A 26,504-nucleotide genomic window follows, 5' to 3' on the forward strand; every position below is an offset into this window, starting at 1 on the left:
CGGGGCTCTCTTTCGTCAATCGGTGTGCGCAGCGGGCGCCGATCGTGCACTCGATCAATAGAGCTCTATCGCTAAGAAGGCCTCCCGAAGCGAGCTTCTCGCCGCTGGAGAGCTGCCGATCCGCGTAGGAACTTTGCCTCCTCGGACAGATTGTCAGCACGAAGTGAGCGGAGGAGGCTTGCATGAACCAGCTGATTTATCTGGTGGGACTGATCGTGGTTATTCTCGCGATATTGTCATTCTTCGGGCTGCGGTAGGGCGCACCATGGATAGCGAGCAAGGGGTTGCCGTATCTGCCGCCAACAGGACCGGCCTTTGGCTGCAGTGGAGCCCGGTGATTGCCGGCGCGCTCACCGCGGCGGCGCTAACGGCGATTTTGATCGGCTTTGGCGCTGCAATCGGCCTGGGCGTGAGCTCGAGTTCGCCATCATGGCGTGACGCATCGGCCGCACTGGCGCTGCTGTCCGGGCTGTATTTGATCTTGCAGGCGCTGGTGAGCTTTGGCGCGGGCGGCTACATCGCCGGCAGGGCGCAACGCGTGATCGGCGCGACACCGGTCGATATGATGGAAAGCCGTGACGGGCTTCATGGCCTGACAGCTTGGGCTCTCGCTGTCATCCTGGGAGCAGCAATGGTCGCGCTGGTGGGCATGTCGACCGCGCGCCCGGTGCTGCAGACGCGGCCAACAGCGACGGCCGCCGAGCCGCTCTTGAGCGCAGAACTCGACCGTCTGTATCGCTCCACACGACGCCCGGCCAACATCGATGTTGGTTACGAGCGGGCGGAAGCCGGCCGCATCCTGCTGACCACCTCGAGCCACAGCGGTATCAGCCCCGAAGATCACAGCTATCTGATCCAGCAGGTCGCCGCCACCACCGGTCTGGCCGCCGCCGAGGCGGAGAAGCGCGTCGACAGCGTGATCGGCGATGCCAGGATCGCCATCCAGCGCTCGCGGCGCAGCGCGGTGATCCTGGCGTTCTCGGTTGCGGCAGCGTTGTTGTTCGGCGCGGTCGCTGCGTGGGCCGCGGCCTGTGCGGGTGGCCGCCATCGCGACGGTGCCGCGCTGCCGGAATGGATGGGTGGCAGGCCGACGACCGCCGTGCCGATCGTCTGAAGCAGTTGAACGTCCTTCAAGGAGACAATAATGGCCACGATCTTGGTGATGGATTACACCGGCGACACGAGGCAGCAGTTCGACCCGAATGATGGCGAGCAGCTCGCTTGGGCCAATGCACGTTTCGCTGAACTGACGGCGGACGGCTATACCGCCGCTGTGCGGAGGTCCTCCGGCGAAGCCGCTCTGGTTCGCGCGCTTGATCCGGCCGCCGAGGAAACCCTGTTCTATCCCAGGCTGGTCGGCGGTTGACGCCGTGACGGCCCGTCTGCCCGAGGTGTCGCTGTCGTCTGTGTTTCGGCGCGCCGGCAGCGCGCTATGGGCGACCGCGGTCGCGATCTGGGAGCGCTGGCAGGCCTATGAGCGGATCGAAGCGCGTGGAATTGCGCTGTTGTCCGCATGGCTCTCACCGGAGCAGCGATCGCAATTCGAGAGGTACAGGCGCTTCGACGTCGTCGGCTCGGACTCGGGCAAGCGCTATCGGATTTGCTACGGGACATCGACCAACGTCTACGAGATGGATGGCCGGGATCGCGTTGTGCTCGGTTGGTGTTTCCGCCCTGTCGGTTCTCTGGTGCCCGGCGACGTGATGCTGGCCCAGAAGATCGCGCTGGAAACCAACGAGCGCGCGACGCTCATGGTGGCGCAGCCATTCCCGAGCACCCTTCCACCCCGCGCAAGTCATCGTCCGGTTCGGTAGAGCGTTCGTCCTGTGCACAAGCGATCGGGAACGCGATTGTCCTTGCGGCCGGCCCGAGCCATCGCGCTGGCGGGGTAGGGAACGTCGCTGATCCTGCCGGGTTGTCGGTTGCCGAACTTGCAATGAGTACCACCAAGGATATCGCCATGGGCGCCCCGACCCGATCGCCGTCGCTGAGCCAGATAGTCCACTCCTATCTCGGGGACTTGCGGCAGTGGATCGGGCGTCTTGTGACCGGCTACGCGGTGGCGTGTGGGGTCATGCTGGTCGGTGCGATCTCGCTGCTGATTGCGATCGGGATCGCGGTCGGCGCGGCCTTTCATGCTCTTGAGGTACGTTACGACATCTGGATTGCGTACGCTGTGGTCGGCGGCACGTTTCTTGTCCTCGGGCTCGCGGGACTTGTGGCGGGTCGTGCACTGCTGGCGCGTCCGGCACCGGAAGTGCCGCGCCCAACCCGGCAGGCCGACATGCTCAAGCGGTCGATCGCAGTGCCGGTCGCGGCGCGCCTGATCGCGGTTTCCCGGTCGGGAGCGGCGGCGGGCGTCGATCCCAAGACCCAGGCACTGGCCGCAGGCGCTGCCGTCCTGCTGATCGGCTGGTTCGCCGCATCGCGTTTCCGGCGCCGGCCCGACACCGTCCAGGACTAGCGATGGCTCCGCGCTCCAGTTGGCCGAACGACCTGATGCTCGCCGGTGCAACGGCGCTAGCGACCTTGGCTGTCTATCGGCATGTGTCTCGATCGGAGATGCCGGCCGAACGTGGGATCGACGCCGAGCCCCCGCTAGCCGAAGCGCAGGATCGCGGGCGGCTGGCTGACACGCCGCTGCAAATTCCGGCCGCCGGCTGGAAGGACATTCTGCTGCGAACCTATCAGCAGATCGACGAGGACCGGTTGCTCGCGACCGCTGCCGGTGTCGTGTTCTACGGCTTGCTGGCGATCTTTCCGGCCATCACCGCACTGGTCTCGAGCTACGGCCTGTTCGCCGATCCGTCGACGATCTCGTCCAATCTGCAAAGCCTGGCTTTGATGTTGCCGGAAGGTTCATTTGCCGTCGTCCAGGACCAGATCGCCCGCGTCTTGGCAAAGGGCACTTCGACACTCGGCCTGACCTTTGCGATCGGCCTGCTGATCGCGATCTGGAGCGCCAATGCCGGCATGAAGGCGATCTTCGATGCGCTCAACGTCGTCTATGAGGAGAAAGAGAAGCGCGGCTTCATCAAACTCAATTTGATGTCGCTCTTGTTCACGATCGCCGCCCTGATTTCGATCATGCTGATGGTCGGAGCGGTCGTCGTCGTCCCGCTTTTGCTGCAGCAGGTTGGCTTGGGCTCGCGGGCCGAACTCATCATCGGTCTCGGCCGGTGGCCGATCCTGGTGCTGCTGCTTCTCACCGCGCTTGCGGTGCTTTACCGCTATGGTCCCAGCCGAACCGAGCCGCGCTGGCAATGGCTCAGCGTCGGCGCGGTCGCCGCGGCCGCTCTATGGCTGATCGGCTCGTCGCTGCTGTCCTGGTATCTGGCGAATTTCGGGAACTACAACGCGACCTACGGCTCGCTGGGGGCCGCCATCGGCCTGATGACCTGGATGTGGATGTCCGCCATTATCGTGCTGTGCGGGGCCGAACTGAACTCGGAGATCGAGCATCAGACCGTGATCGATTCGACCGAGGGGCGCCGCAAGCCGCTCGGAGCGCGCGGCGCGAGGATGGCGGATACGGTCGGCAAGGTATCATAGCTCGATCTATGCCGCGAAAATCACCTTAGTACTGCTGCACCGTCGGCCGGAAGGCGATCCAGATTACGACCGACAGCAGGCCCAGTCCGCCGAGCACCAGGAAGGCCGGGCCATAGCCGAGCCATTGCGCGACCCAGCCGCCAAGCGCAGGGCTGAGCGAAGCGCCGATGCCCTGGATCGTAATGACCGCGCCTTGCCCAAGATTGATGCGGCCGGTTCCGTTCAGCGATCGCGCCACCATTCCCGGGACCGCGACGCTTTGCAGTCCGGCTCCGACGCCGTCGAGGATTTGCACCGGCACCACGCCCCACCAGCCGGAAAGAAAGAAGGCAAGCACGCCGCGCACCGGCAGGGCCAGGAACGACAGCAGCAGGACGATCCAGTAGTTGCGGCGCTCGGCTGCGTGCATGCCGGCGATCGACGCCAGGATCATCACCGCCTGGGCGATGACGATGGTTGTTGCGACGAAGCTCGGACCGTCGGCAAGCCCGCCGGCGACCGCAGCAAGGCCGTAGAGCGGCACGATGGCCGCATTGCCGAGATGGAAAGCGGCAAGCGCAATTGCAAGCACCAGCAGCGGTCTGTGCTTGACCAGCACCGTGAAGCCGCTGGGCTGGCTTTCCGGGTCTTCCTCCTTACCGCGGGCCGCGTGGTAGTCGATGCTGCCGGGCGTGATCATCAGGACGCAGGCGATCGTGATTGCGCCAAACAGCGCGGCGAGCAGGAACACTGCCAGGTAGCCGTAGTGCCAGCCGAGATAGCCGGATGCCGCCGCGCCGATCATGTTTCCGGCATGATTAAAGGCCTGGTTGCGGCCGTTCTGTCGGTTGAAGCCGCGCTGCTTGACGATGCCGAGCGTGATGCCGGTGACCGCCGGAACGATGGCCGCACCTGCGATCGACGTCGCAACCTGGGACAGGGCCACAGCCCAGAATGTTTGCGACAAAAGGATGGTGGTGGATGCCACGACGACCGCGATGCCGGGCACGATCACCCATGCTCGCTTGTGGCTCGTGGTGTCGATGCAGCCGCCGATCGGGGTCGTAATCAGCATGCCGGCGACACTGCCGAGGGTCATTGCAGTCCCGATCAGCCCGCTGCTCCAGCCATGCAGCTGCAGGAATATCCCGACGAACGGTCCGATTCCCGATTGCATGTCCGCCATGAAGAAGTTGACGGCAAGCAGCGGCCACAGGCGTGCCGAGGGAGCGGAAGTTCGTGCTTTGCGGCGGTGCATGTTCCATGAACGCGCATAGCCGCCGAATGACACATTGCGGCTTGATAATTTCCGCAACCGAACATGCGGCAACTTGCGTAGGAACCAACGACAGCACGCACACTTGAGCCAAATGGTTCAGATCACCGTGCTGGAAACACCGATCGCGCGCGTCAAGGAAACCTGCGAGCTGACGGGCATCGCAGACAAGTTCGATCGTGCGCTTCCCGAACTCGAGACGTTCCTCGAGGAGCAGGTCGCCAAGGGCGAGGTCAGGGAAACCAGGCTGACTTTTGACGGGCTATGCTACTTGCGGCGGTTGCTGACCGGGGCGTTGTTCGAGTCATCGCACAACGGTCACTAGCTGCTGCGCGCTGATCATGAACTGGCAGAAAACTCTCAACGGAGCAGCTCATGGATTTGAACGGCAAGAAGATCGCCATCCTCGCAACGCATGGCTTTGAACAGTCGGAGCTCGAAGTGCCGCGGGATCGCCTGATCAAGGCCGGCGCAACGGTCGAAATCGTGTCTATCGCCGCCGGCGAGATCAGGGGATGGGACAAGAAGGATTGGGGGCGTCCCGTCAAGGTCGACAAGACGCTCGATCAAGCCGTGGCCGCCGATTACGAGGCGATCGTCCTGCCGGGCGGACAGATCAATCCAGACCTCCTGCGTGTCGAACCCAAGGCGCTGAAGTTCATCAAGGATATCTTCGATGCCAAGAAGATTGTCGCCGCGGTCTGTCACGCCCCTTGGCTGCTGATCGAGACCGGCATCGCCAACGGGCGCAAGATGACCTCCTACAAATCGATCAAGACCGATGTCGTGAATGCCGGCGCGACCTGGCAGGATGCCGAGGTCGTGGTGGATCAAGGCGTCGTGACCTCCCGAAATCCAGGAGATCTCGAGGCCTTCAGCGCCAAGATCATCGAGGAAGTGAAGGAAGGGCGTCATACGCGGCGCAGCGCGGCGTGAGGTGATCATGGCATTCTCGCAGGAAATGAACCGATGCATCGAGACCTGCTTGTCCTGTTACAAGACGTGTCTTGCCACCGCGATGAACCATTGCCTCGTTAGCGGAGGCAAGCATGTCGAACCTGCACATTTCCGCCTGATGATGGCGTGCGCGGAGATATGCCGGACGGCAGCTCACTTTATGCTGATCAACACGCCGCACCACAAGCATACGTGCCGCGAATGCGCCGAGATCTGCAGTGAATGTGCCGCGGATTGTGAGCGCCTTGGCGGCATGGACGAATGCGTTGCCATGTGCCGGGCGTGCGCGGAATCCTGCCGGAAAATGGCGGCTTGACCACCGGCCGTTCCTGCCTGGAATCCTGGCAGCTGTCGTCTATCTCATCAAAACGTAGACGAGGGTGATGATCGCCAGCGCAATGATAGCCGAGGTGACGATCATGCCGTAGGGACGCGCCTGTCTTGCTTGCGTCGTCTCGGCGATGCTCGGCGGTGCCGGTTCAGCGGGACCTTCTCTGACCATGTTGGTGTCCTGCCATGTTGGTGTCCTGCACGAAGAAGCTCTATCCCGACGCTGCCGATGCTGCTTGGTTCCTATCGCAGCCCGGGGGCAGTGCGGCGTACTTAGGAACCTCGTTCCGAACGTGCCGTTGGACCTGTTTCGGAGCTGCGCAGATGCAAGACGTCACAGTAGTCACCGCGCATTCGGTCAATCCGGCCTCGACGGCAAGGATAGGCACGCACCCCATCCATCCTATGCTAGTGCCGTTTCCGATCGCCTGCTTTGTCGGCGCGCTGGTGACCGACATTGCGTACTGGCAAACAGCTGAGATGCAGTGGGCCAACTTTTCGGCCTGGCTGTTGTTCGCGGGGCTGATCATGGGTGGCCTTGCCGCGATGGCCGGCCTGATCGACTTCCTGAGCAATCGATTGATCCGCCGACTGGCCTATGCCTGGTTTCACATGGTCGGCAACGTGGTCGTGATGCTGCTCGCGCTGTTCAACGCGTTCGTCCACAGCCGTGATGCCTGGACCTCGGTGGTGCCGACCGGGCTGGTGCTGTCAGCGCTGACCGTCCTCGTGATGCTGTTCACGGGTTGGCTCGGTTGGGCCATGGTCTATCATCATCGGGTCGGAGTGGCGGGCTAATGCGGTTCAATCTGACAAACACCACCCAAATTGCGCTGGCGGCGGCGCTGATGGCCGGGTTGGGCCTTGGTGGCTGTAGCAAGGAGGCGGCACCCGACCCGAAGACCCAGATCGGTGCACGTCCTGACCTGCCGGCGCTGGAGCAATATCTGCTGCCGCCGATGCACGTTGCCTCGGTCGTCGGTTGGAAGCAGGGCGAGAAGCCCAAGGTGCCCGATAGCTTGCAGATCAATGCGCTCGTGACTGGTCTGCAGCACCCGCGCTCGCTCTATGTGCTTCCGAACGGCGACATCCTGGTCGTCGAGTCCAAGGCGCCGGGAACCGAGCCGATCAAGCGGCCGAAGGACTTCATCATGAAATGGGTGGAGTCGTGGGCGACGTCCGGCGGCGATACCGGCGAGAGCAATCGTATCACGTTGCTGCGCGGCGCCAAAGGCGCCGGCAAGCCGGAGATGCAGAGCGTCTTTATCGATCACCTTCATTCGCCATTCGGCGTCGCCTTGGTCGGCAACGATCTATACGTCGCGAACACCGATGCGATCGTCCGATATCCGTATCACGAGGGCGATACCAAGATCACCGAGCCGGGGCAGACGCTGACGCAGCTTCCGGGCGGGCCGATCGATCACCACTGGACCAAGAGCCTGGTGGCAAGCCCGGACGGTGCATTGCTCTATGTCGGCGTCGGCTCCAACAGCAACATCACCGAGAATGGGATCGAGGCGGAAAAAAATCGCGCGGCAATCCTCGAGGTCGAGCGTGCCACAGGCCGCTGGCGGATCTTTGCCAGCGGTCTGCGCAATCCCAACGGTCTGACCTTCGAACCGCAGAGCCACGCGCTATGGACCGTCGTCAATGAACGGGACGAGATCGGTCCGAATCTCGTGCCGGACTATCTGACGTCGGTGAAGGACGGCGGCTTTTACGGCTGGCCGTACAGCTATTTCGGTCAGAATGTCGATCCGCGGGTGCAGCCGCAACGGCCGGACCTTGTCGCGAAGGCCACCGTTCCGGATTATGCGTTGAGCTCGCACGTCGCGCCGCTGGGGCTTGCCTTCTCCACCGGGGACAGCCTGCCTTCGACGTACCGGGGTGGCGCCTTCGTCGGCGAGCACGGCAGCTGGAACCGGCCGCAACTCAATGGCTACAAGGTGGTCTACGTGCCCTTCGCCGACGGCCATCCAAATGGACCTGCGCAGGACGTCGTGACCGGATTTCTCAATGACGAGGAGAAATCCCGCGGCCGGCCGGTGGGTCTGGCGTTCGACAAATCCGGCGCGCTGCTCATTGCGGACGATGTCGGCAACACTGTGTGGCGCGTGAGCGCATCGGGCAGACCCTGACCGTCCGCGAGTCCTCGCATCACGAGCAATCGGTCGCGGGCAGGCCTTGAGGAACTGTCGTTTTAGGAACTCCTAGCCTTATCGGCGCTTCTGGTCTTGAGGAGATCGACATGAACAGAAAACCCGTGACGCCGGATTCCGGCCGCTCCAGCGACTGGGGCTCCCACGCGCAAACCGACAAGCCTTGGAAGGGTAATCCCGAAAAGGAGCAGCGCGCCGGACATGAGAAGCGCTCTGGGGGCAACAAGCATCCCGGGGATGAGAAGCCGGATCTGGAAAACTGGCATGAGTCGAACACGCACTAATCGGCAGTATGACGGCTGGGCTCGAGGATCGTGACCAGGAGCGAGACCAATGGATATGGGTCTGGAAATCATCTACGGCGTCGGAGCGCTCGTGCTGCTGACCGCCCTGATTCTTCGCAGTGCTGCAACATCGCTTCCGCAACCGGCGGTCAGTTCAGACCGCCGACAAGGTTGTCCGGGAGAGATACGAGCGGAATGAGACGTAACGCAGCGGTTTGATTGAGGAGGACATCATGGGCTTGGCACAGTACGCGGTGATTGCGGCCGGCGAAGAATGGGGCGTTCTGCACGACGGCAATGTCAATGGCGGATACGCCACCAAGGAGGCCGCGTTCGAATCCGCGGCAGCCGCCGCGGCACTGGCGATCAGAATGGGACATGAGGTCCATGTCAGCGTGCCCGGACGCGAAGAGGGCGAGGCTGCCCTGACCAAGCGGGCAAGCTGATCGTTGCGCTAAGCTCGGCGCTGTGCGCTCTCGCAACCAGCAGGATCCAGTCCAGGACGCATAAGCCGCCTCGTCCGAACTGACATAATTAGCGCGCCAGAGCAGCGCTATGACGATCAGCGTGGCAAATCCGCCGGCGATCAGAAACCACGAGACGTACTCGGCCATTGGCCTGCCTTGGTGGACCCCGCTCCGCGAGCGAGGGCGCGCGGAGCGAAGCCACGAATGTTCAAAGTTGCGCGTGCTGGGTAGTCGGGCGTGAGATCTGGCTCAGTGCCATGCCAATGCCGTCGTTCGCTTGCACCCGAGCAATATCGCCAAGCGCGATAATGCCGACGAGGCGCTTGTCCCGGTTAAGCACGGGCAGGCGGCGGACCTGGATCGCTCCCATGTTCTGCGCGATGTCCTCGATCTCCTGATCCTCAAAGCAGTATTTCACTTCTGCGGCCAATGCGGGGTGGAACTGTTCGTTCCTATTGCGCCGGCCGGCGCGGAAGCGCGGAGGCAAGCATGTCGCAGAGCCTCCTGGCATCAGCCGGCGCCGCACTTTTCTGGTCGTTGTCGAAATAGACATAGACGTCGTATCCCTGCCGTTTCCAGCCGCGGATGCGCTTCGCCCAGTGTGAGAGCTCGCCCGGCTTGTAGTGCCCGCTGTAGCGGCCTCCCGGACCATGGCCGCGCACATAGGCGAAATCGGCAGTCCGTTTCCAGGGGGCCGGGGCATCGTGATGGTCGGAAATGCAGAGCGCGATGTTGCGTGTCGCCAGCAGCTTCAGGATGCGCGGCTCGTACCAGCTAGGATGACGAAATTCGAAGGCATATCGCCGCCGGCGTTTCAACAGCTTGAGGAACGACGCCAGACGATTGGCGTCGATCGCAAAGTTCGGCGGCAGCTGGAACAGAATCGGACCGGCCTTGCCACGCAGCAGCGACAGACGGTCTTCGAGCAGTTCAAGACTATTGACCGAGCGTTCGGAGAGGCGCTTCCAATGTGTGATAAATCTCGACGCCTTCCAGGCGAAGACGAAATCCCTATCGGTCGCATCCCGCCAGCCCGCCACCGCCTTTTTCGTCGGCGTGCGATAGAACACGCCGTTCAGCTCCGTGGTTGTGAACTGCGTCGCGTAGTAATCGAGCTGTCGCTTCAGCGGCAGTCCCTTCGGAAAGAACGGACCGCGCCAGGACGGATAGTGCCAGCCGGATGTGCCGATCAAGATGCGTGCCATGCGATGCTCCGAGCGTCGGTGCCTCAGTGGCCCGCCTCACTCCTTGCCCGGAAGGATCGTTTCCAGGACTTGCCGAGCGGCACCGCGGATCACGCCAACCTCGTTAGGATCGCCCTTGGCCAATGCAATGGAGAAGTTCTTGGCTTGCTCCAGCGTGATGTGCGGCGGGAGTGGCGGGACCTCGGGATCGGTCTTCACCTCCAGCACCACAGGCACATCGCTCGCCAGGGCCTGCTCCCAGGCTAGTCCGACGAGATCGGGTCGATCGACATAGATGCCGCACAGGCCGATCATCTCGGCAAAGTGGGAATAGGAGACATCAGGGATGCGCTGCGACGCCTCGAACTTCGGATCGGCATTGATGATCCGTTGCTCCCAGGTGACCTGATTGAGATCTTCATTGTTGAACACGCAAACGATCCAGCGGTGGTCTTTCCACTGCCGCCAGTATTTCGCGACCGTGATCAATTCGGCCATGTTGTTCATTTGCATCGCGCCGTCCCCGACCAGCGCGATCACTGGACGGTCGGGCGCCGCATATTTGGCGGCGATCGCATAGGGGACTGCGGCTCCCATTGAGGCCAGGCCGCCCGACAGCGAAGCGTTGATGCCACGCCGCATCTTGAGATCGCGCGCGAACCAGTTGGCGCAGGAGCCAGAGTCGCTGGTGATGATGGCGCGATCGGGGATCCGGGGCGACAGCTCCCACGTGACGCGCTGCGGATTGACCGGCTTGGCGGGTTGCCGCGCGCGGTCCTCAAGCGTCGTCCACCATTCGCGGACATTTCCCTCGATCGACTTGCGCCAGCCGTCCGGGTTCTTTTGCGTCAGCCGCGGCAGCAAGGCGCGTAGAGTTTCGGTGGCATCGCCGACAAGGCCAACTTCCATCGGGAAGCGGATCGACAGCATCCCGGCATCGATGTCGATCTGAACGCCGCGGGCGCTGCCTTCCTTGGGCAGGAACTCGGAGTAGGGGAAAGCGGAGCCGACAATTAGCAGCGTGTCGCATTCCATCATCAGGTCGTAGCTTGGCTCGGTGCCCAAAAGTCCGATCGAGCCAGTGACCCAGGGAAGATCGTCGGGGAGCACGGCCTTGCCAAGCAGTGCCTTGGCGCAGCCCGCTTGCAGCCGCTCCGCAACCGCGATGACCTCGTCGGTAGCGCCGAGTGCGCCGGCGCCGACCAGCATGGCAACCTTCTTTCCGGCATTGAGGATATCGGCGGCGCGGTCGAGCTCGGCCTCAAGCGGGATGACGCGCGGCGGGGCGTAACCGATGCCGGAGCGCAGCGTGCCATGGGCGCGCGGCGGATCCCGGTAAGCCTCCTCTTGAAGGTCGTTCGGAAGGATGACCGCCGTCACGGTACGCCGGGCCAACGCGATGCGCGCCGCGCGGTCGATCAGATGGCGGACCTGAGCAGGCGCAGAGGCCTGCGCGACATAGGCCCCGGCTACGTCCTTGAACATCGAGACAAGGTCGAGCTCCTGCTGATATTGGCCGCCAAGCGCGTTACGCGCCTGCTGACCGACCAGCGCGAGGACCGGTTGGTGATCCAGCAGCGCGTCATAGAGACCGGTCGTGAGATGTGATGCCCCTGGCCCGGATGTCGCAATGCATACGCCGAGGCGCCCGGAGAATTTCGCATAAGCCGAGGCCATGAACGCGGCCATCTCCTCGTGCCGCGCCTGGATGAACTCGATCCGGCCGTCTGCTCGATTGAGCGCACCGAACACGCCATTAATGCCGTCGCCGGGGTAGCCGAAGATATGCCGCACGCCCCAATCGTGCAGGCGATGGACGATGAAATCGCTGACGGTCTGGGACATGCGGACCTACCTAGGCACTGACGTTCGGAATTGAACGGCTCCGCCGGCCGGCTGTTCCTATCCGAGAAAGCCCGGCTTCAGCGCCCGTAGACCAGGCCGAAGATCAGCGCGACGACTGCGAAGGAATGGCCGTGTTGGTGAGGCTCGACAGCAGGCCGACGCCAAACTGCCTCATGAAGCCGGAATAGCAAGGCAATCCGTGATCGCGCCGTTCGTTCCAGGCGATGCCGCCAGCGACCAGATCGGCGACTACTTCCGGTTCTTGTCCAAGTCCTGCGCCATTGCGAGATGATGCTGAAGGGCCGGCAAGGTCTTGCCGGCCCAATCCTTCAGCTTCGGATCGTCACCGCCCTTGGCATAACGTTCGAACAGCGAGACCGCGTCCTTATGAGCGCTGACCTGCATCGGATCATACTCGCTGGCGAAATCGTCCGCCTTGGTGTCGCGCAGCACGTCGAGCTTTTTCTGCGACTTGTCGTCGAGACCGGCCGGCAACGCGGACCTCATCTCGCCGGTGACCATTGCCTTCAACTCGGTACTGGTCTTGGTATGGTCTGTCACCATCTGTTCGGCGAACTTCTTCTCGGCAGTATTGCCCTTTTGCTGGGCAATTTTGGCCGCTTCGATCTCCAGCATGTCACTCAAGGCCACTTCCTTGATGAAATCTTCCGTCTTGGGCGCGACGCCGAGCACGGAGTTGACACCGGTCTTCTCACCGACCGATTGGGCCATGGCGGGCATCGTCAGCCCGCAACCGATGGCAATAGCCAAGATAGTTCGCTTCATCGCGCGTCTCCTCAGGCCGCTTCGGCGTTGATAGCACTGACGGCGAGCTTGGTGAGCGTCTCGTCGGTCTTCTTTTCCTCGGCCAGCGTCTGGTCGATGAGCTTGACGGCATCCTTCATGCTGAGCTTGGTGGCCCATGCCTTCAGTGTGCCGTAACGGGCTATTTCATAATGCTCCACCGCCTGAGCCGCCGACAGCAGGCCCGCATCGAGCGCCGGCGTGTCAGCGTACTCCTCCATGATCTCCTTGCCTTCCTCGAGGATGCCCTCGATCGCATCGCACTTCTTGCCGCGGGCCGGCTTGCCCATCAGATCGAAGACCTGCTCGAGCCGCTCGATCTGTCCTTCGGTCTCATCGTGGTGCTTCTCGAAAGCTGCGCGCAAATCGTCGGATTCGGCGGCTTTGGCCATGCCCGGCAGCGCCTTGAGGATCTGCTTTTCGGCGTAGTAGATGTCCTTGAGGGTGTCGAGGAAGAGGGCGCTGAGGTCTTTCTCCGGCATCGGTCGCTCCGTGAGTGCGGGTTGATCTGTACCCACAACAGGCATCCTGCAGCGTCGTTCCTACAGCCACGGTTCGTGCGTGGACGGACGACTGCGCGCTTTGACGCAAGGCTCGCAAGGAACGAAGCGTCGGCGTATCCGTTTGCCGCCATCGTTCCAATCAAGGGCGTCCATGCCGATCACGGTGCGGCCGACGAAGCCGGATATTGCCATCGCGCGCGTTATCTCGCGGCAATACAACGCCGCCGACCGAGCGCGCTGCCTCGATCCTGACATGGGCGGCTGACGAGCATGTCGTCTCGCCCTGGCGCTGAGGTGGTGGCTGTGGTGCCGCGGCAAGCCGGACCCGCAGCGTCTGGCGAGCGATCATCTTCTGGTCACGGCTTTGGCCGCATTGGCTGTCCCGCATCTGCTCAAATCGGTATTCAACCAGGAGCGGCCGGATCGGCTCACCGTCCTTGGGCAGCTGCACGGCGTTCCAACCTCCGGCAGGGCGGAGGACTCATTTCCGTCCGGACACGCAATTCAGGTCGGCGCCATCAGCTCCGCGGCGAGCCAGCTTCCCGAGGGCGAGCGCAGGATCATCCGGGCTCTGAGCGCTTGTCTGATATCGACCCGCGTGCTGTTGCTCGCGCACTGGGCCAGCGACGTCATCGTGGGATCGGCGATTGGGGTGGTGCTCGAGCGGCTGATCCGGTGCGCGACCGGCTACGGTGCGGGCGAGTCAGTCTAACGCGCCCGATATGGTGCTTTGGAGCCATGAGCTGCCTCACGTCCGGGTCAGGAAGTCCATCAAGCCGAGCCAGAGCAGGATGCCTAGCCAGAATAAACCGGCACCGGCGAACAGCAATGTCAGGGCATCCCGATATCGCAGTTCCATGAAGATCGCGGCGACCAGGGCCGCCTTGGTGATGCCGATCCCGATCGCCACGACGGCGTTCGCCGCTCCGAGCGGCGCATAGGCCATCGTCACGGTCAGCGCGAGCAGGCCGAGCAAGCCGAGCCAGGCCGCGACGAGCTGGAGTGAGGGGCGGGATTGCGTCATGGGGCCGATCTCCCCGGCAGGTAGATCAACGCGAACAGGAAGATCCAGACGATATCGACGAAGTGCCAGTACAGCGCCACGCTGTGCAGTGCAGCGCGGCGCCGGGTCGAAGGGGCGGCGCGGCAAAGCAGCGCCAGGACCGCTAACAGGCCAATCCCGATGATCATGTGAAGGGCATGGATCGCGGTTGCGATGAAGTAGAAGATGAAGAACAGCTGGACGCCGTTGGCGAGGCTGCCGGTGAAACGAAAATCGATGCCCGGCACGAGATGCTCGTCATATTCGCGGTGATACTCGATGCCCTTCAGCAGGATGAAGGCAAGCCCGAGGCAGATCGCGCCGGTGAGCAAACCGGCCGTCAGCCGCCGCGTTTCCGCGGAGAATATCTCGACGGCCCAGGCGACCAGGAAACTCGAGGTGAGCAGGATCGCGGTGTTGGCCGTTCCGATCACGATCTCGGTGTGCCGGCTACCGGTGACGAAACCCTGCGGATAGGCGTGCCGGTAGACGAAATAGGCGAGCAGCAGCCCGCCGAACAGCAGCACCTCGGTCGCGATGAAGACCCACATGCCGAGCTCGGCCGTCTCGTCGCGATGGCTGGCTGAGGTGAATTGCGGGGCGACCGCGGGGCTGTCAGGCATTCTGCGGCTTCGCCTCGAACTTGCGAGAATATTGATAAGGCGCGCGTGTCACGACCGGCTGGACATCGAAATTGTGCTCGGGCGGCGGTGACGATGTCTGCCATTCGAGTCCCGGTGCGTCCCACGGGTTGGCGGGGGCACGTGCGCCGAAGAACACGGAATAGCCGAGGTAGAACAGCGGCAGCAGGTAGGCGGCAGCCAGGATGGTGGCGCCGCCCGAAGACAGCACGTTCCAGACCTGGAATTCGGGCGGATAGACGTGGTAGCGCCGCGGCATGCCCTCGGCGCCGAGCACGAATTGCGGGAAGAAGGTCAGATTGAAGCCGAGGAAGATCAGAATTGCGGCGGCTCTCGCCCAGTATTCCGAATAAAGCCGGCCTGTGATCTTCGGCCACCAATAGTGCAGCCCGCCGAAATAGGCGGTCACCATGCCGCCGACCATGATGTAGTGGAAATGTGCAACCACGAAATAGGTATCGGTGGCGTGCACGTCGAAGGCCAGGCAGGCGAGGAACAGGCCGGTGAGCCCGCCGATCGTGAACAGCCCGATGAAGGCCAGCGCATACAGCATCGGCGCGTCGAACCGCAACGAGCCTTTGTGCAGCGTGGCAGTCCAGTTGAACACCTTGATCGCCGAGGGCACCGCGACGACGAAGCTCATGAAGGAGAACACGAGGCTCGCGAGCAGGGATTGTCCGGTCACGAACATGTGGTGGCCCCAGACCAGGAAGCCGAGCGCCGCGATCGCAAGGCTTGCCCAGGCCACGAATTTGTAGCCGAACACCTGATTGCGGGAGAAACATGAGACCAGCTCGTTGATCACGCCCATGCCGGGCAGGATCATGATGTAGACCGCCGGGTGCGAGTAGAACCAGAACAAGTGCTGGAACAGCAGCGGATCACCGCCGATGCGCGGATCGAAGAAGCCGACGCCGAAGAAGCGTTCGACCGCGATCAGCACCAGCGTGATCGCCAGCACCGGGGTGGCGAGGACGAGGATTACCGACGTCGCGTAGAGCGACCACAGGAACAGCGGCAGCCGATACCAGGTCAGTCCCGGCGCGCGCAGCCGATGAATGGTGACGATGAAGTTCAGTCCGGTCAGGATCGACGAGAATCCAGCAATGAACACGCCGGCGGCGGCGACCATGACGTAGCTGTTGGAATAGAGCGTCGAGAATGGGGTGTAGAAGGTCCAGCCGGTGTCGATGCCGCCGGCCAGGATTGCAAACAGCGTCACGCTGCCACCCAGCATGAAGATGTACCAGCTCATGAGGTTGAGCCGCGGGAAGGCAAGATCGCGGGCGCCGATCATCAGCGGCACGATGAAGTTGCCGAGCGTGTTGGGGATCGAGGGGATCAGGAAGAACCACACCATGATGATGCCGTGCATGGTGAACAGGCGGTTGTAGATGTCGTCGCTGACGAGATCGGCCTGCGGCGTTGCGAGCTCGATCCGCATCGCGGTCGCCGCCGCGCCGCCGATGAAGAAGAACATCGTGAGACTGGCGAAATAGAGGATCGCGATCCGCTTGTGGTCGGTGGTGAAGAACCACGAACGAAGCGTGTAGTCGGCGGTAAGATAGTTGGGTTCGGTCATGGCTGTCGACCCAGCGATTTGATGTAGAGGACCAGGCGCAGCAGCTGATCCTCGGTGACCTTGCCCTCGAAGGACGGCATCAGCGGCTCGTAGCCCGCGGCGATCTGGCTGCGGGGCAGCAGGATGGAATCGCGGATATATTTGTCGTCGGCGATCACGGTGCTGCCGTCGGACAGCGGCACCGGGCGTCCGTAGACCCCTTCCAGCTGCGGAGCATGGATCTTGCTGCCCGCGCTGTGACAGCCGCTGCACCCGAGCTGCCGAAACAACGCGCCGCCTTCGTCTGCGAGAGAGCTTGTGGGCGTCTGCTGGCTGAGCCAGGCGGCGAAATCGGCTTGCTCCATCACCACGACCTCGCCGGTCATTCCGGAATGCGCGGTGCCGCAATATTCGGCGCAGAAGAGGTGATAATGCCCGATCCTCTGGGCCGTGATCTCGAGGTCCTGGTAGCGGCCGGGAACGACGTCGTGCTTCAGTCGGAGTGCGGGAATGAAGAAGCTATGAATGACGTCCTGCGAAGCCATCACCAGGCGGATCGGACGGTCGACCGGCATATGCAATGCATTGATCTCGGATTGACCGCCGGAGTGCTGGACCTTCCACATCCACTGCTTGGCAACGACGAAAGCGGTCAGCTCATCGGGTGGCCGGCGGTAGATTTCAAAGTAAACGCTGGCCCCCCAGACGAACAGCGCGAGAAAGCAGAGCAACGAGGCTGTGGTCCAGCTGACCTCCCAGTACCAGCTCTTGGCCTCGTCGTTCTCGCGGTCAATCTCATTGCCGGCGCGGTAGCGCACGCAGAACAGCGCCAGCAGGAAGAACAGCAGTCCCAGCACGAGCGCACTGGCGATCAAGAGACCGGCAAACAGCAGATCGACGTCGCCGCCTTCCGGAGACACGCCGGGGTGCCAGAACGGAATCCATTGGCGCCACATGCTCAGGTCACCGTCGGCGACCGGGCGGAAAGATCGCAAATCATGGGGTAGGCCATCCCGGCAGGCCCTTTCGCAGCAGCATTTCAGTGGCGCGCTTGACCGGCACACGCACGATGCCGCGGTCGCGATCGACCCAGCCATAGGTATCGGTCATCTCGGCGTCCTCACGGCGCACGCGCGCAAGTTCGTCGGATGGCGCGATTTCGAGTGGAGGAGCGTTTGAGCTCAGCGCCGGCCGCGCGGTGGGGCTGGCGTGGTGCAGCGATTGCGGAAAGATCAGCGGCATGACGAGCGGAACAATCAGCACGAAAGCGCCGAGACCGACCGCGATCCAGACGATGGCGTTGATCGCGATGTCCGACCGTTCGAAGTCGAAGCCGCTCGTCTGAACCATGTTCCGGGTCCTTGCGTTGGAGGTCAATGCGGAACGGGTCGCGGCGTTCCTCAGCTAGGAACCAATCGACAGGGGCGAGATTGACGATTAGTCCCCGCCAGCTGGTCGGCCACGGATGGCTCAGCTCTTTTCACCCGCCGCCGATACCTGGATGCGGCTGTTCCTCGTCGGAAGTCTTTCGCTGATGGCCGGTGGCACGGTTGGGATCATTGGCTTTGCGCGGTCCGCCTACATGACCTCGACCGACGTCCGCCCGCAGCAGCCGCTGCCGTTCAGCCACCGTCACCACGCGGGCGAACTCGGGATCGATTGCCGCTACTGCCACAGCAATGTCGAGAGCGGCCCCCAAGCCGGCCTGCCGCCGACGGAAACCTGCATGACCTGTCATTCGCAGATCTGGACCAACGCCTCCATGCTGGAACCGGTCAGGCAAAGCCTTGCGCACCGCACGCCGATCCAATGGACGCGGGTCGCCAAGTTGCCTGACTATGTCTATTTTCGTCACGACATCCACATCGCCAAAGGCGTCGGATGCGCAGATTGTCATGGCCGCATCGATCAAATGGCGCTGACTTATCGCTCCAGGCCGCTCACGATGGAGTTCTGCCTGGATTGTCATCGCGATCCCGCGCCCAAGCTGCGGCCGCCGGAGCACATCACCGACATGGCGTGGACGCCGCCGACGGATGCTCGCGCCAAGGGCGAGGCGATCGCGGCACATGAAAAGATCCGCTTCGGCGAGCTCACCCACTGCACGGTGTGTCACCGATGACGCGCAATGTTCGAGCGCACCGCAATCAAGCCGCACCGCCGGAAGGCGGGCCACGCCAATGGTCCGGTATCGAGGAACTGTCTGACAATCCCGCGTTCCAGGCCTTCGTCGATGCGGAATATCCGGCCGCGCAAACGTTCTCGCCGACCGCCCGGCGCGAGTTTCTCAAGCTGATGGGCGCCTCCTTCGCATTGGCCGGGCTCACCGGCTGCGAGAAGAGCCCGTTCGTGGCGGGGCTGCCCTATGTCGACCAACCTGATGACGTGACGATCGGCGTACCGCGCCGCTATGCCACTGCGGTCGTCCTCGACGGCTATGCGCAGCCGGTGATCGCCACGACCTATTCGGGCCGGCCGACCAAGCTGGACGGCAATCCCGACCACCCCGTGACCGGGGGGCGCAGCGACATCTTCATGCAAAGCGCGGTGCTCGGGCTCTATGATCCCGACCGTGCGCAGGCTCCGACCCGCCGCGGCGAACCGGTCAGTTGGCAGGATGTGGTTGCGGCGACCGGCGTTCTTCGCGAGGAATGGGGCAAGGACGGAGGAGAGGGGCTGCGGCTGCTGGTCGGCCCGATCACTTCACCGACCCTGTTGCGGCAGCTCGATGCCTTGCTGAAGCAATTTCCCAAAGCGCGGGTTCATCTCCATGGTCCTGCTGCGCAATCTCCGCAGCAATCGCTCGCCATGGCTGCTTATGGAAAGCGCGTAGACCTTCATTATGCGCTGGAGCAATGCGACGTCATTGTCAGCTTCGACGATGATTTCCTAGGCCCCGGCCTCGATCAGGTGCGCAATGCGCGGGGTTGGGCAGCCTCCCGGCATCGCTTTGCTGATCGTCCAGGCAATCGCCTGTTTATGGCGGAGAGCGTGCCGTCGGCCACCGGAGCGATGGCAGGAAGCCGGCTGATCGCCGACGCCTCGCGCATGCCCGCTCTCGCTGAGGCGTTGGCGAATGCGCTTGGCGTTTCCGGCGCTGTCGCGGGCGACATCACGGGACGCGAGCGCGACTGGATCAAGCGCGCAGCCGATGCCTGCGGCAACGCGCGCGGCACGTCCTTGATCGTCGCCGGCTCGGTCGGGGGGCAGGCGGGCGCCATCTGGGCGGCCAGGATCAATGACGCTCTTGGCAATGCCGGGCAGACATTGAGGTTCACTGCCCCAATCGCTGGCCCGGTCGGCACCGGGACGCTTGTCGAACTTGTCTCCGACATCAGCGCTGGAAAAGTCCATTCCCTGATCGTGATCGACTGCAATGCGGCTTATAGCGCGCCCGGCGAACTCAAAGCGGCGGAGGCGTTGCAGCGGGTGAGAACCTCGCTGCATCTCGGCTCGCAGCGCGACGAGACCGGTGCGCTCTGCGAATGGCAACTCCCGATGGCGCATGCGCTGGAGAGCTGGAGCGACGCGCGCGCCGTCGACGGGACGGCGACCATCATCCAGCCGGTGATCGCGCCGTTCTACGACGTAAGAACCATCCATCAGTTCATCGCGATGCTGCTCGGCGAAATCGATCCAGCACCCGATGCCGCCGTCCGCCAAACCTGGCAGGCCACGTTTGGCGACACGTTCTCGACGCAGTGGAAGCAGGCGCTCCATGATGGGTTCGTTCAGGGGGCAGCAGGCTTTGTGGATGCGCGGGCCGTCAGCGGAGCGGTCACCGCGCCGCCGGCGGACGGTGCAGTCGACATCGTGTTTCGGCTCGATCCGACCGTTTGGGACGGCCAGTTCGCCAATGTCGGATGGCTGCAGGAATTGCCGAAGCCCCTCACGACAGTCACCTGGAGCAACGTCGTCGCGATCGCCCCCGATCTGGCGAAGCGCATCCCGGTCGCCAACGGCGATCACGTGGAGGTCCGGATCGGTGACCGCAGCGTCACAGGTCCGGCCTGGATCATGCCGGGCCAAGCCGGCAATACGGTTGCACTCTATCTGGGCTACGGCCGGACGCGGGCGGGGCGGGTTGGTGACGGCCTTGGTTACGACGCCTACCAGGTGCAGCCGTCCGATCGGCCGTGGCTCGCCAAGGGCAGCCTGCACCGGGTCGATGGCACCGAAACGCTCGCGGTGACGCAGCTGCATCACCGCATGGAAGGTTTTGACTTCGTCCGTGAGGCGAACCCCGGGGAGGTCGCGAAGCAGCCGGCCTCCGAGCACGCGAGCTTCTATCCGCAATGGTCGTCCTCGGAGAACGCCTGGGGCATGGTGATCGATCTGGACGCCTGTATCGGCTGCAATGCCTGCGTGGCCGCCTGCACGGCCGAGAACAACGTTCCGATCGTGGGGGCCGAGCAGGTCAAGGTCGGCCGCGAGATGCACTGGCTCCGGATCGCCCGCTACTATGACGGCAGCATCGAGGAGCCCAGAAGCCATTTCCAGCCGGTGCCTTGCATGCATTGCGAGGACGCACCTTGCGAGATGGGATGTCCGGTGCATGCGACCACGCACAGCCCGGAAGGGCTCAACCAGATGGTCTATAATCGCTGCATCGGCACCAGGACCTGCTCGAGCTACTGCCCCTACAAGGTGCGGCGTTTCAACTTCTTCGATTATCGGGCGCCGGCCGATTCCCCGACCCAGGCTGCACACAATCCGGACGTGACGGTGCGCTCGCGCGGCGTGATGGAGAAGTGCACCTATTGCGTCCAGCGCATCGAGGCGGCCCACGTCACGGCGGACAAGGAGAGCCGTCCGCTCCGCGACGGCGAGGTCGTCACCGCCTGCCAGCAGGCCTGCCCGACCAAGGCGATCGTGTTCGGCGACATCAAGGATCCCAATTCCGAGGTGGCGCGGCTGAAGCGCGATGGCCGGCACTACGTCTTGCTGGAAGAGCTCGGCACGCGGCCCCGCACCACCTATCTGGCGCGCTGGCGCGATGACGGCTCGGGGAGCGGGCAGGGATGAGCGATCGTTCCGACATCCTGCCGAGGCGCCAGAGCATGGGCGGCATCGCCGACCAGCTCACCGGCATTCCGCTGCATTTCCCCGCGGAACGCCGCTGGGTGATCGCGATGGCCTTCGCAAGCGCGTTGCTGTTGCTGCTGATAATCTCGGTGACCGCGCTGTTCACACGCGGCGTCGGCATCTGGGGCATCAACATTCCCGTCAACTGGGCGTTTGCGATCCACAATTACGTCTGGTGGCTCGGCATCGGCCATGCCGGCACGCTGATCTCGGCGTTGCTGCTCCTGACCGGCAGCGAGTGGCGCAACTCGCTCAACCGCTTCGCCGAGACCATGACGCTGTTCGCGGTGATCTGCGCCGGCATCTACCCGGTCCTGCACCTTGGCCGGCCCTGGTATGTCTACTGGATGTTTCCCTATCCCGCGACGATGGGCGTCTGGCCGCAGTTTCGCAGCCCGCTGGAGTGGGACATCTGGGCGGTGCTGACCTATCTGACGGTCTCCCTGGTGTTCTGGTACACCGGGTTGATCCCGGACCTCGCCGCCGCGCGAGACCGCGCAACCGGGCGCGGCTGGCAGATCTTCTTCGGCATCACCTCGCTCGGCTGGCGCGGCTCCGCCATACATTGGCTGCGCTGGTCGCAGGCCTATCGCCTGACCGCGGCGCTCGCCGTGCCCTTGGTCGTGTCCGTGCACAGCGAGGTGTCGCTGCTGTTTGCGGCCGGGCAGATCCCGGGATGGCACTCGACGATCTTCCCTCCGTATTTCGTCCTCGGTGCCGCGTTTTCAGGCTTTGCCGTGGTCGCCATCATCGCGGTCGCGCTGCGCTCGTGGTTCGGGCTACGAAACCTGGTCACCGACGACCATCTCGATGTGCTCGGCAAGGTCCTGCTCGCGACGGGGTTGATGACCGGTTACGGCTACGTTTTCGAAGCGTTCGATGCGCTCTACTCAGGCGAGGCGCACGAGATGCGGACGCTGCTCGATCGCGTCGCCGGCGTCTACGCCTGGACTTACTGGGGCGCCGTGCTGTTCAACTTCGTGCCGCTGCAGGCGCTGTGGTGGCGAGGCGTGCGACGCACCGGTTGGGCGCTGCTCCTGATCTCGATCTCGGTTGCGATAGGGATGTGGCTGGAGCGGGACATGATCCTGGTCACCAGCCTCTATCGCGACTTCCTGGTGTCGTCGTGGGGCAAGTTCACCCCGACCTTCTGGGACTGGTCGACCTATCTCGGCACGATCGGCCTGTTCCTCGTGCCATTCCTGATCGCCGTGCGGCTGATCCCGATGATCTCGATCTTCGAGTCCAAGGAGCTGCTGCACGAAGAGAAGCAGGAGGCGCACCATGGCTGAGCGAAGCTACGGCATGCTCGGGGAGTTCGATAGCCCGGAGGGATTGCTGGCTGCGGCAAAGCAGGCGCGTGCTGCCGGCTATCGCGAGCTCGATGCCTTCACGCCGTTTCCGATCGAGGGGCTGGCGCGCATCCTGAGGATTCCGCGCCCATGGATCTCCCTGGTCGGCGTAATCGGGGCTTTTTCAGGGGCTGCTACGGCGCTGTTGATGCAGATGTTCACTAACTATGACTATCCCCTGAATGTCGGCGGCCGGCCGCTCTACGCATTGTCGGCTTTTGCGGTGGTCATGTTTGAGCTGACTATCCTGTTCTCCGCGCTTGCCATGCTGGTCGCCATGCTCTGGCAGAATGGCCTGCCGCGGCTCAATTATCCGGTCTTCTCGGCGCCGCGCTTTCACCTCGCCAGCAAGGATCGCTTCTTCCTCTGCATCAAGAGCCAGGATCCGATGTTCGATGACCGGGGCACCGCGGGATTCCTGACCGACGCGGGCGCAGCGTCCGTGGAGCGCGTGCCGCCATGATCAGATTGGCGCTCATCGCCGTGCTCGCCTTGTCGCTCACAGCCTGCGACCAGAACATGGATGTGCAGCCGAAATACAGCGGATACTCGCGCGCGCCGCTGTTCCGTGGCAGCGTGTCGCGTCCTCCGCCAGCCAATATCGTGGCGCGCGGCGACCTCGAGCGGGAGAGGGCGGTCGCAACCAAACCTGCGCTGTCGGCTGCTCTGCTGGATCGTGGCCGGCAGCGGTTTGCGATCTTCTGCTCGCCGTGCCACGGCGCAGGCGGGGACGGCGATGGCATTATCGTTCATCGTGGGATGCCACACCCGACCAGCTACCATGTCGACCGGTTGGTGACGGCTGACGATCAACACTTCTTTGATGTGATCACCAACGGCTACGGCGCGATGTACTCCTACGCCGCGCGCGTGCCGCCTGAGGACCGCTGGGCCATCGCGGCCTATATCCGCGCCCTGCAGCTCAGCCGCCGCGCCGCGATCGAAGACGTGCCGGCGGACGCGCGCGCCAAGCTCACGGGGCAGCCATGAGCATGCGCCGCGACATCCGGTTGATGGTGCTCCTCGTTACGGGATTGGTCCTCGCGGCCGGCTTCATCCTCGACGGCCGCTCCACGGCCGCGGCCTATCTCGTGGCCTGGGTGACGTGGGGCGCGGTTCCGATCGGAGCGCTGGCGTTGTGGATGACGAGCTACCTGGTTCGTCGCGTCTGGACCGAGGCACTCTACGTGCAATTCGTCGCGGCGACGGCAACGTTGCCGGTGATCGGCGTGGCCTCGCTGCCGGTCCTGCTCTTCATCAAGCAGCTCTATCCGGCGGCAGCCGATCCGTCCGCCTTGCCGTCATTCAAGGCATACTATCTTGCGCCCTGGTTCTTCATATCGCGTGGCGTGATCTATTTCGGGCTCTGGATCGGGTTCGCAGTGTGGCTGCGCCGGGCGTGGCGCAACGATGACGACATGGTGCGCGTTGCGTCGGCGGGGTTGGTCGTTTACGCCTTGACCGTCTCGCTCGCCGGCGTCGACTGGATGGAATCGCTCGAGCCAGACTTTCATTCCTCGATCTACGGCCTTCTTTTCCTTAGCTTTACGCTGCTTAGCGGCTGTTCATTCGTGCTCGGCGTCAGCCTGCTCTCGGGACGCAGGATCGGCCGGAGTGCGGGCTATAGCGGGCTGCTGCTCTCGCTGATCCTCCTCTGGGGTTACCTGCATGCCATGCAGTACATCGTGATCTGGTCGGGCAACATCCCGGACGAGGTGTCTTGGTATCAGGCCCGGTCGGAGCAGGGGTGGCAATATTTGCTCGCTGCTGTCGCCCTCGGACAGTTCGTCCTGCCGTTCTTCACGCTGCTGAGCGCGACGGTTCGCTCCAGCCCCCGCGCGCTGATGAAACTCTGCGGGCTGATCCTGCTGATGCGCTGGTGTGAGGCAACGCTTCTGATCCTGCCGGCGGTTCACAATATTGCACCGCTGACGACGGCGCTGATGCTGCTTGCCGCAGTGCTCTTCACTGGATCACTGCTGTGGCTGGCTTTCGACAGGGCGCTGGCCAATGACGGCCGCCTCGTCAGCCAGGCTTGGGGGAGACGCCACCCCGCCGGATCAGAAGCGCCACCAGCACGATGAGGGCGGCCGTTGCAATCACGACGGCGCCTGCTAGCACCCGCCAGATTGCGAGGGTGTAGACGCCCGTTGCGGGATCGAAGCCGTAGCAGAGCAGGTGGATTTGATCGGACCAGCTACCGATATGGCCGCGGCCGGCCTCGACCAGCGCAAGCCGCAGGCTGCCGGGATCGATGGCGAGGCCGGACAGCGAGCGCGAAATGCGGCCATCGGGCGTTACCACGAATGCCGCGATGGGGTGCGCGAACTGGTCGCGCTGGCTGTCGTAGCTCGTCCGAATGCCGAAGGCCGCCAGTAGCGCGTTCACGGCCGAAGGGGTTCCGCGCAAGAATGTCGCATGATTTGCCACTTCGCCGCGAGTAGTGACCTGCTTTGCCTTCATGGCCCGGGCGTCGCCAGCCGTGTCCTTTGGATCAAGGCCGAGCACCAGCAGCCGGAAATCGAGCCCAGGCCGCAATCCGGTATCAGCCAAAGCGTTCGAGACGATCGACAGCAGCGGACCGCAAAGTGTCGCGCAGGTGTAATCGGCATTGATCCAAACGGCCGGGGTCGTTTGCAGCCATACCCGAAGAGGCCGGGTCTGATCCTGCTCGTTCGCAAGGGGCACCTGGAGCGGCAATTGGCTGCCCAGAGTGGACGTAGCTCCGACATCCTCCAATTGATCCCGGTTGAGCGCGGCGTGCGCGCACGGCGCGGGGCTCACGAGAGCAACCAGCAGTCCCATCCAGATCGAGAAGACAGAGGAGCTGGTCTGTTGAAAGCGCGTCATAGCTGAACCGGGGACATCCGCAAGGCAAGTGCGGCGCGTTGACAATGGTTCCTGAAGACCTGCGCTTTGGCAAGGCTCGCGGTCCCGCGTTCCGCGTCCGTCCGCGGCGGCGCCCCTCGCTACGGTCCATTGGCCGTGTTCCGCTCGTAACCTAGGTTGTGGTTGCAACCCTCGTCTGCGTAAGCTGCGGCGCAATGGTGAGCGCGGACGCTCCCGCAGACGGAAGATTTCCGGCAGGCCGATTCGGTCGCATGGCGCTGTTTGCCGCAATCGCGGGCAATGCAGTGGCCGCGCGAGCTGCGAGCAAAGGCCTCCGGGGTAGACGGGCAGCGAGGCCTCGCTTCTGAGGCGCGGCAGTGGTGAGAACCTGCGGATCGCCGGATTTGCCGGGCGAGCGCTGATCTTACATCCGATGATGCCGCTTACGGTGCTTGTGTGCGGTCATGCCGGAGCCGCCGCTTTTCATTTTCGTATCGCTGGCCGTCGCGCCCGGATTCGCGGAGCCTGGACTGCTGCTCGCGCCTTGGCCGCTCGCATTTGCCGGAGAGTTTCCTCCGCCGCCACCAGCGCCGCCGCCGCCCTGAGCGGATGCAGTTGCGATCGATCCAATAACAAGCGCAGCGGCTAAGA

At 63.5% G+C, this 26,504-nt stretch carries 33 protein-coding genes; 20 read left to right on the plus strand and 13 right to left on the minus strand.

Annotated features, from left to right (window positions below; translation table 11 throughout):
- Nucleotides 1–265 precede the first annotated feature (265 nt).
- The 5 genes from ACVISU_RS33110 (at nucleotide 266) to ACVISU_RS33130 (ending at nucleotide 3,552) form a co-directional block, all read left to right on the plus strand.
- Nucleotides 266–1,114, plus strand: coding sequence for a hypothetical protein (locus ACVISU_RS33110; protein WP_456710958.1), 849 nt, complete (start codon nucleotides 266–268; stop codon nucleotides 1,112–1,114).
- A 30-nt stretch (nucleotides 1,115–1,144) separates the two neighbouring features.
- Nucleotides 1,145–1,366 (plus strand): hypothetical protein, encoded by a 222-nt coding sequence (locus ACVISU_RS33115; protein WP_456709729.1) that lies wholly within the window; start codon nucleotides 1,145–1,147, stop codon nucleotides 1,364–1,366.
- A gap of 4 nt (nucleotides 1,367–1,370) precedes the next feature.
- Nucleotides 1,371–1,814 (plus strand): hypothetical protein, encoded by a 444-nt coding sequence (locus ACVISU_RS33120; RefSeq protein WP_456709730.1) that lies wholly within the window; start codon nucleotides 1,371–1,373, stop codon nucleotides 1,812–1,814.
- 122 nt (nucleotides 1,815–1,936) lie between these two features.
- The gene (locus ACVISU_RS33125) at nucleotides 1,937–2,464 is read left to right on the plus strand and encodes a phage holin family protein (protein ID WP_050405319.1); all 528 of its coding nucleotides are present in this window, start codon (nucleotides 1,937–1,939) and stop codon (nucleotides 2,462–2,464) included.
- 2 nt (nucleotides 2,465–2,466) lie between these two features.
- The gene (locus ACVISU_RS33130) at nucleotides 2,467–3,552 is read left to right on the plus strand and encodes a YihY/virulence factor BrkB family protein (RefSeq protein WP_456709731.1); all 1,086 of its coding nucleotides are present in this window, start codon (nucleotides 2,467–2,469) and stop codon (nucleotides 3,550–3,552) included.
- Nucleotides 3,553–3,577: 25 nt separating this feature from the next.
- Here the strand turns inward: ACVISU_RS33130 and ACVISU_RS33135 are convergent, their stop codons facing one another.
- Nucleotides 3,578–4,789, minus strand: a complete 1,212-nt coding sequence (locus ACVISU_RS33135) for an MFS transporter (RefSeq protein WP_456709732.1) — start codon at nucleotides 4,787–4,789, stop codon at nucleotides 3,578–3,580.
- Nucleotides 4,790–4,892: 103 nt separating this feature from the next.
- On the opposite strand from ACVISU_RS33135, the gene ACVISU_RS33140 reads away from it, so the two are divergent.
- From ACVISU_RS33140 to ACVISU_RS33150, 3 genes are read left to right on the plus strand one after another with little or no spacing between them, the layout of a single operon-like run.
- Nucleotides 4,893–5,132: a hypothetical protein gene (locus ACVISU_RS33140; protein WP_172803561.1), complete on the plus strand. Its 240-nt coding sequence runs from the start codon at nucleotides 4,893–4,895 to the stop codon at nucleotides 5,130–5,132.
- Nucleotides 5,133–5,182: 50 nt separating this feature from the next.
- Nucleotides 5,183–5,743, plus strand: a complete 561-nt coding sequence (locus ACVISU_RS33145; protein ID WP_050405152.1) for a type 1 glutamine amidotransferase domain-containing protein — start codon at nucleotides 5,183–5,185, stop codon at nucleotides 5,741–5,743.
- A 7-nt stretch (nucleotides 5,744–5,750) separates the two neighbouring features.
- Entirely contained in the window at nucleotides 5,751–6,080 is a 330-nt protein-coding gene (locus tag ACVISU_RS33150; RefSeq protein ID WP_456709733.1) for a four-helix bundle copper-binding protein, read from the plus strand.
- Nucleotides 6,081–6,119: 39 nt separating this feature from the next.
- On the opposite strand, the gene ACVISU_RS33155 is transcribed toward ACVISU_RS33150, so the two are convergent.
- Complete coding sequence (locus tag ACVISU_RS33155) at nucleotides 6,120–6,266, minus strand: hypothetical protein (protein ID WP_456709734.1); 147 nt, start codon at nucleotides 6,264–6,266, stop codon at nucleotides 6,120–6,122.
- A gap of 152 nt (nucleotides 6,267–6,418) precedes the next feature.
- On the opposite strand from ACVISU_RS33155, the gene ACVISU_RS33160 reads away from it, so the two are divergent.
- The 5 genes from ACVISU_RS33160 to ACVISU_RS33180 all read left to right on the plus strand — a co-directional run bounded on the left by ACVISU_RS33160 (nucleotide 6,419) and on the right by ACVISU_RS33180 (nucleotide 8,986).
- Entirely contained in the window at nucleotides 6,419–6,892 is a 474-nt protein-coding gene (locus ACVISU_RS33160; RefSeq protein ID WP_456709735.1) for a DUF2231 domain-containing protein, read from the plus strand.
- A 50-nt stretch (nucleotides 6,893–6,942) separates the two neighbouring features.
- The gene (locus tag ACVISU_RS33165; protein WP_456710959.1) at nucleotides 6,943–8,235 is read left to right on the plus strand and encodes a PQQ-dependent sugar dehydrogenase; all 1,293 of its coding nucleotides are present in this window, start codon (nucleotides 6,943–6,945) and stop codon (nucleotides 8,233–8,235) included.
- Nucleotides 8,236–8,345: 110 nt separating this feature from the next.
- The gene (locus ACVISU_RS33170; protein WP_083992090.1) at nucleotides 8,346–8,540 is read left to right on the plus strand and encodes a hypothetical protein; all 195 of its coding nucleotides are present in this window, start codon (nucleotides 8,346–8,348) and stop codon (nucleotides 8,538–8,540) included.
- A 49-nt stretch (nucleotides 8,541–8,589) separates the two neighbouring features.
- Complete coding sequence (locus tag ACVISU_RS33175) at nucleotides 8,590–8,739, plus strand: hypothetical protein (protein WP_456709736.1); 150 nt, start codon at nucleotides 8,590–8,592, stop codon at nucleotides 8,737–8,739.
- A 34-nt stretch (nucleotides 8,740–8,773) separates the two neighbouring features.
- Entirely contained in the window at nucleotides 8,774–8,986 is a 213-nt protein-coding gene (locus tag ACVISU_RS33180) for a hypothetical protein (protein WP_050405321.1), read from the plus strand.
- 229 nt (nucleotides 8,987–9,215) lie between these two features.
- Here ACVISU_RS33180 and ACVISU_RS33185 read toward each other — a convergent pair whose 3' ends face one another.
- The 5 genes from ACVISU_RS33185 to ACVISU_RS33205 all read right to left on the minus strand — a co-directional run bounded on the left by ACVISU_RS33185 (nucleotide 9,216) and on the right by ACVISU_RS33205 (nucleotide 13,322).
- Complete coding sequence (locus tag ACVISU_RS33185) at nucleotides 9,216–9,437, minus strand: CBS domain-containing protein (protein WP_456709737.1); 222 nt, start codon at nucleotides 9,435–9,437, stop codon at nucleotides 9,216–9,218.
- Nucleotides 9,438–9,459: 22 nt separating this feature from the next.
- A complete protein-coding gene (locus ACVISU_RS33190) occupies nucleotides 9,460–10,212 on the minus strand; it encodes a DUF72 domain-containing protein (RefSeq protein ID WP_456709738.1) in 753 nt (250 codons plus the stop codon).
- Nucleotides 10,213–10,248: 36 nt separating this feature from the next.
- The gene (locus ACVISU_RS33195) at nucleotides 10,249–12,036 is read right to left on the minus strand and encodes a thiamine pyrophosphate-requiring protein (RefSeq protein WP_456709739.1); all 1,788 of its coding nucleotides are present in this window, start codon (nucleotides 12,034–12,036) and stop codon (nucleotides 10,249–10,251) included.
- A 249-nt stretch (nucleotides 12,037–12,285) separates the two neighbouring features.
- Entirely contained in the window at nucleotides 12,286–12,822 is a 537-nt protein-coding gene (locus ACVISU_RS33200) for a DUF4142 domain-containing protein (protein WP_456709740.1), read from the minus strand.
- 11 nt (nucleotides 12,823–12,833) lie between these two features.
- Entirely contained in the window at nucleotides 12,834–13,322 is a 489-nt protein-coding gene (locus ACVISU_RS33205) for a YciE/YciF ferroxidase family protein (RefSeq protein ID WP_456709741.1), read from the minus strand.
- A gap of 373 nt (nucleotides 13,323–13,695) precedes the next feature.
- Between ACVISU_RS33205 and ACVISU_RS33210 the strand changes: the two genes are divergently transcribed.
- Nucleotides 13,696–14,055, plus strand: a complete 360-nt coding sequence (locus ACVISU_RS33210) for a phosphatase PAP2 family protein (protein WP_456710960.1) — start codon at nucleotides 13,696–13,698, stop codon at nucleotides 14,053–14,055.
- A 36-nt stretch (nucleotides 14,056–14,091) separates the two neighbouring features.
- Here ACVISU_RS33210 and ACVISU_RS33215 read toward each other — a convergent pair whose 3' ends face one another.
- The 5 genes from ACVISU_RS33215 to ACVISU_RS33235 are packed head-to-tail and all read right to left on the minus strand — an operon-like array spanning nucleotide 14,092 to nucleotide 17,937.
- Complete coding sequence (locus ACVISU_RS33215; protein WP_050405160.1) at nucleotides 14,092–14,367, minus strand: cytochrome C oxidase subunit IV family protein; 276 nt, start codon at nucleotides 14,365–14,367, stop codon at nucleotides 14,092–14,094.
- A complete protein-coding gene (locus tag ACVISU_RS33220) occupies nucleotides 14,364–15,008 on the minus strand; it encodes a cytochrome c oxidase subunit 3 (protein WP_456709742.1) in 645 nt (214 codons plus the stop codon). Before ACVISU_RS33220 ends, ACVISU_RS33215 begins: the two co-directional genes overlap by 4 nt.
- A complete protein-coding gene (ctaD, locus tag ACVISU_RS33225) occupies nucleotides 15,001–16,608 on the minus strand; it encodes a cytochrome c oxidase subunit I (RefSeq protein ID WP_456709743.1) in 1,608 nt (535 codons plus the stop codon). The genes ACVISU_RS33220 and ctaD overlap by 8 nt, the downstream gene beginning before the upstream one ends.
- Nucleotides 16,605–17,543, minus strand: coding sequence for a cytochrome c oxidase subunit II (coxB, locus tag ACVISU_RS33230; RefSeq protein ID WP_456709744.1), 939 nt, complete (start codon nucleotides 17,541–17,543; stop codon nucleotides 16,605–16,607). The genes ctaD and coxB overlap by 4 nt, the downstream gene beginning before the upstream one ends.
- A 40-nt stretch (nucleotides 17,544–17,583) precedes the next feature.
- Nucleotides 17,584–17,937, minus strand: a complete 354-nt coding sequence (locus tag ACVISU_RS33235) for a hypothetical protein (RefSeq protein ID WP_456709745.1) — start codon at nucleotides 17,935–17,937, stop codon at nucleotides 17,584–17,586.
- A gap of 115 nt (nucleotides 17,938–18,052) precedes the next feature.
- Here ACVISU_RS33235 and ACVISU_RS33240 point away from each other — a divergent pair, with 115 nt between their 5' ends.
- The 6 genes from ACVISU_RS33240 to ACVISU_RS33265 are packed head-to-tail and all read left to right on the plus strand — an operon-like array spanning nucleotide 18,053 to nucleotide 25,108.
- Nucleotides 18,053–18,709, plus strand: a complete 657-nt coding sequence (locus ACVISU_RS33240; protein WP_456709746.1) for a cytochrome c3 family protein — start codon at nucleotides 18,053–18,055, stop codon at nucleotides 18,707–18,709.
- On the plus strand, nucleotides 18,706–21,612 hold the full coding sequence (locus ACVISU_RS33245; protein WP_456709747.1) for a TAT-variant-translocated molybdopterin oxidoreductase: 2,907 nt from the start codon (nucleotides 18,706–18,708) through the stop codon (nucleotides 21,610–21,612). The genes ACVISU_RS33240 and ACVISU_RS33245 overlap by 4 nt, the downstream gene beginning before the upstream one ends.
- Nucleotides 21,609–22,964, plus strand: coding sequence for an NrfD/PsrC family molybdoenzyme membrane anchor subunit (nrfD, locus tag ACVISU_RS33250; RefSeq protein ID WP_456709748.1), 1,356 nt, complete (start codon nucleotides 21,609–21,611; stop codon nucleotides 22,962–22,964). The genes ACVISU_RS33245 and nrfD overlap by 4 nt, the downstream gene beginning before the upstream one ends.
- Nucleotides 22,957–23,487 carry a DUF3341 domain-containing protein gene (locus ACVISU_RS33255; RefSeq protein WP_456709749.1) on the plus strand — a complete coding sequence of 177 codons (531 nt, stop codon included), beginning with the start codon at nucleotides 22,957–22,959 and terminating at the stop codon, nucleotides 23,485–23,487. The genes nrfD and ACVISU_RS33255 overlap by 8 nt, the downstream gene beginning before the upstream one ends.
- Nucleotides 23,484–24,014 carry a c-type cytochrome gene (locus ACVISU_RS33260; protein ID WP_456709750.1) on the plus strand — a complete coding sequence of 177 codons (531 nt, stop codon included), beginning with the start codon at nucleotides 23,484–23,486 and terminating at the stop codon, nucleotides 24,012–24,014. Before ACVISU_RS33255 ends, ACVISU_RS33260 begins: the two co-directional genes overlap by 4 nt.
- A 2-nt stretch (nucleotides 24,015–24,016) precedes the next feature.
- The gene (locus ACVISU_RS33265; protein ID WP_456709751.1) at nucleotides 24,017–25,108 is read left to right on the plus strand and encodes a hypothetical protein; all 1,092 of its coding nucleotides are present in this window, start codon (nucleotides 24,017–24,019) and stop codon (nucleotides 25,106–25,108) included.
- Here ACVISU_RS33265 and ACVISU_RS33270 read toward each other — a convergent pair.
- The gene (locus ACVISU_RS33270) at nucleotides 25,050–25,874 is read right to left on the minus strand and encodes an SCO family protein (RefSeq protein WP_456709752.1); all 825 of its coding nucleotides are present in this window, start codon (nucleotides 25,872–25,874) and stop codon (nucleotides 25,050–25,052) included. The genes ACVISU_RS33265 and ACVISU_RS33270 overlap by 59 nt on opposite strands.
- Nucleotides 25,875–26,504: the final 630 nt, after the last annotated feature.

Source organism: Bradyrhizobium sp. USDA 4452, from assembly GCF_054063575.1.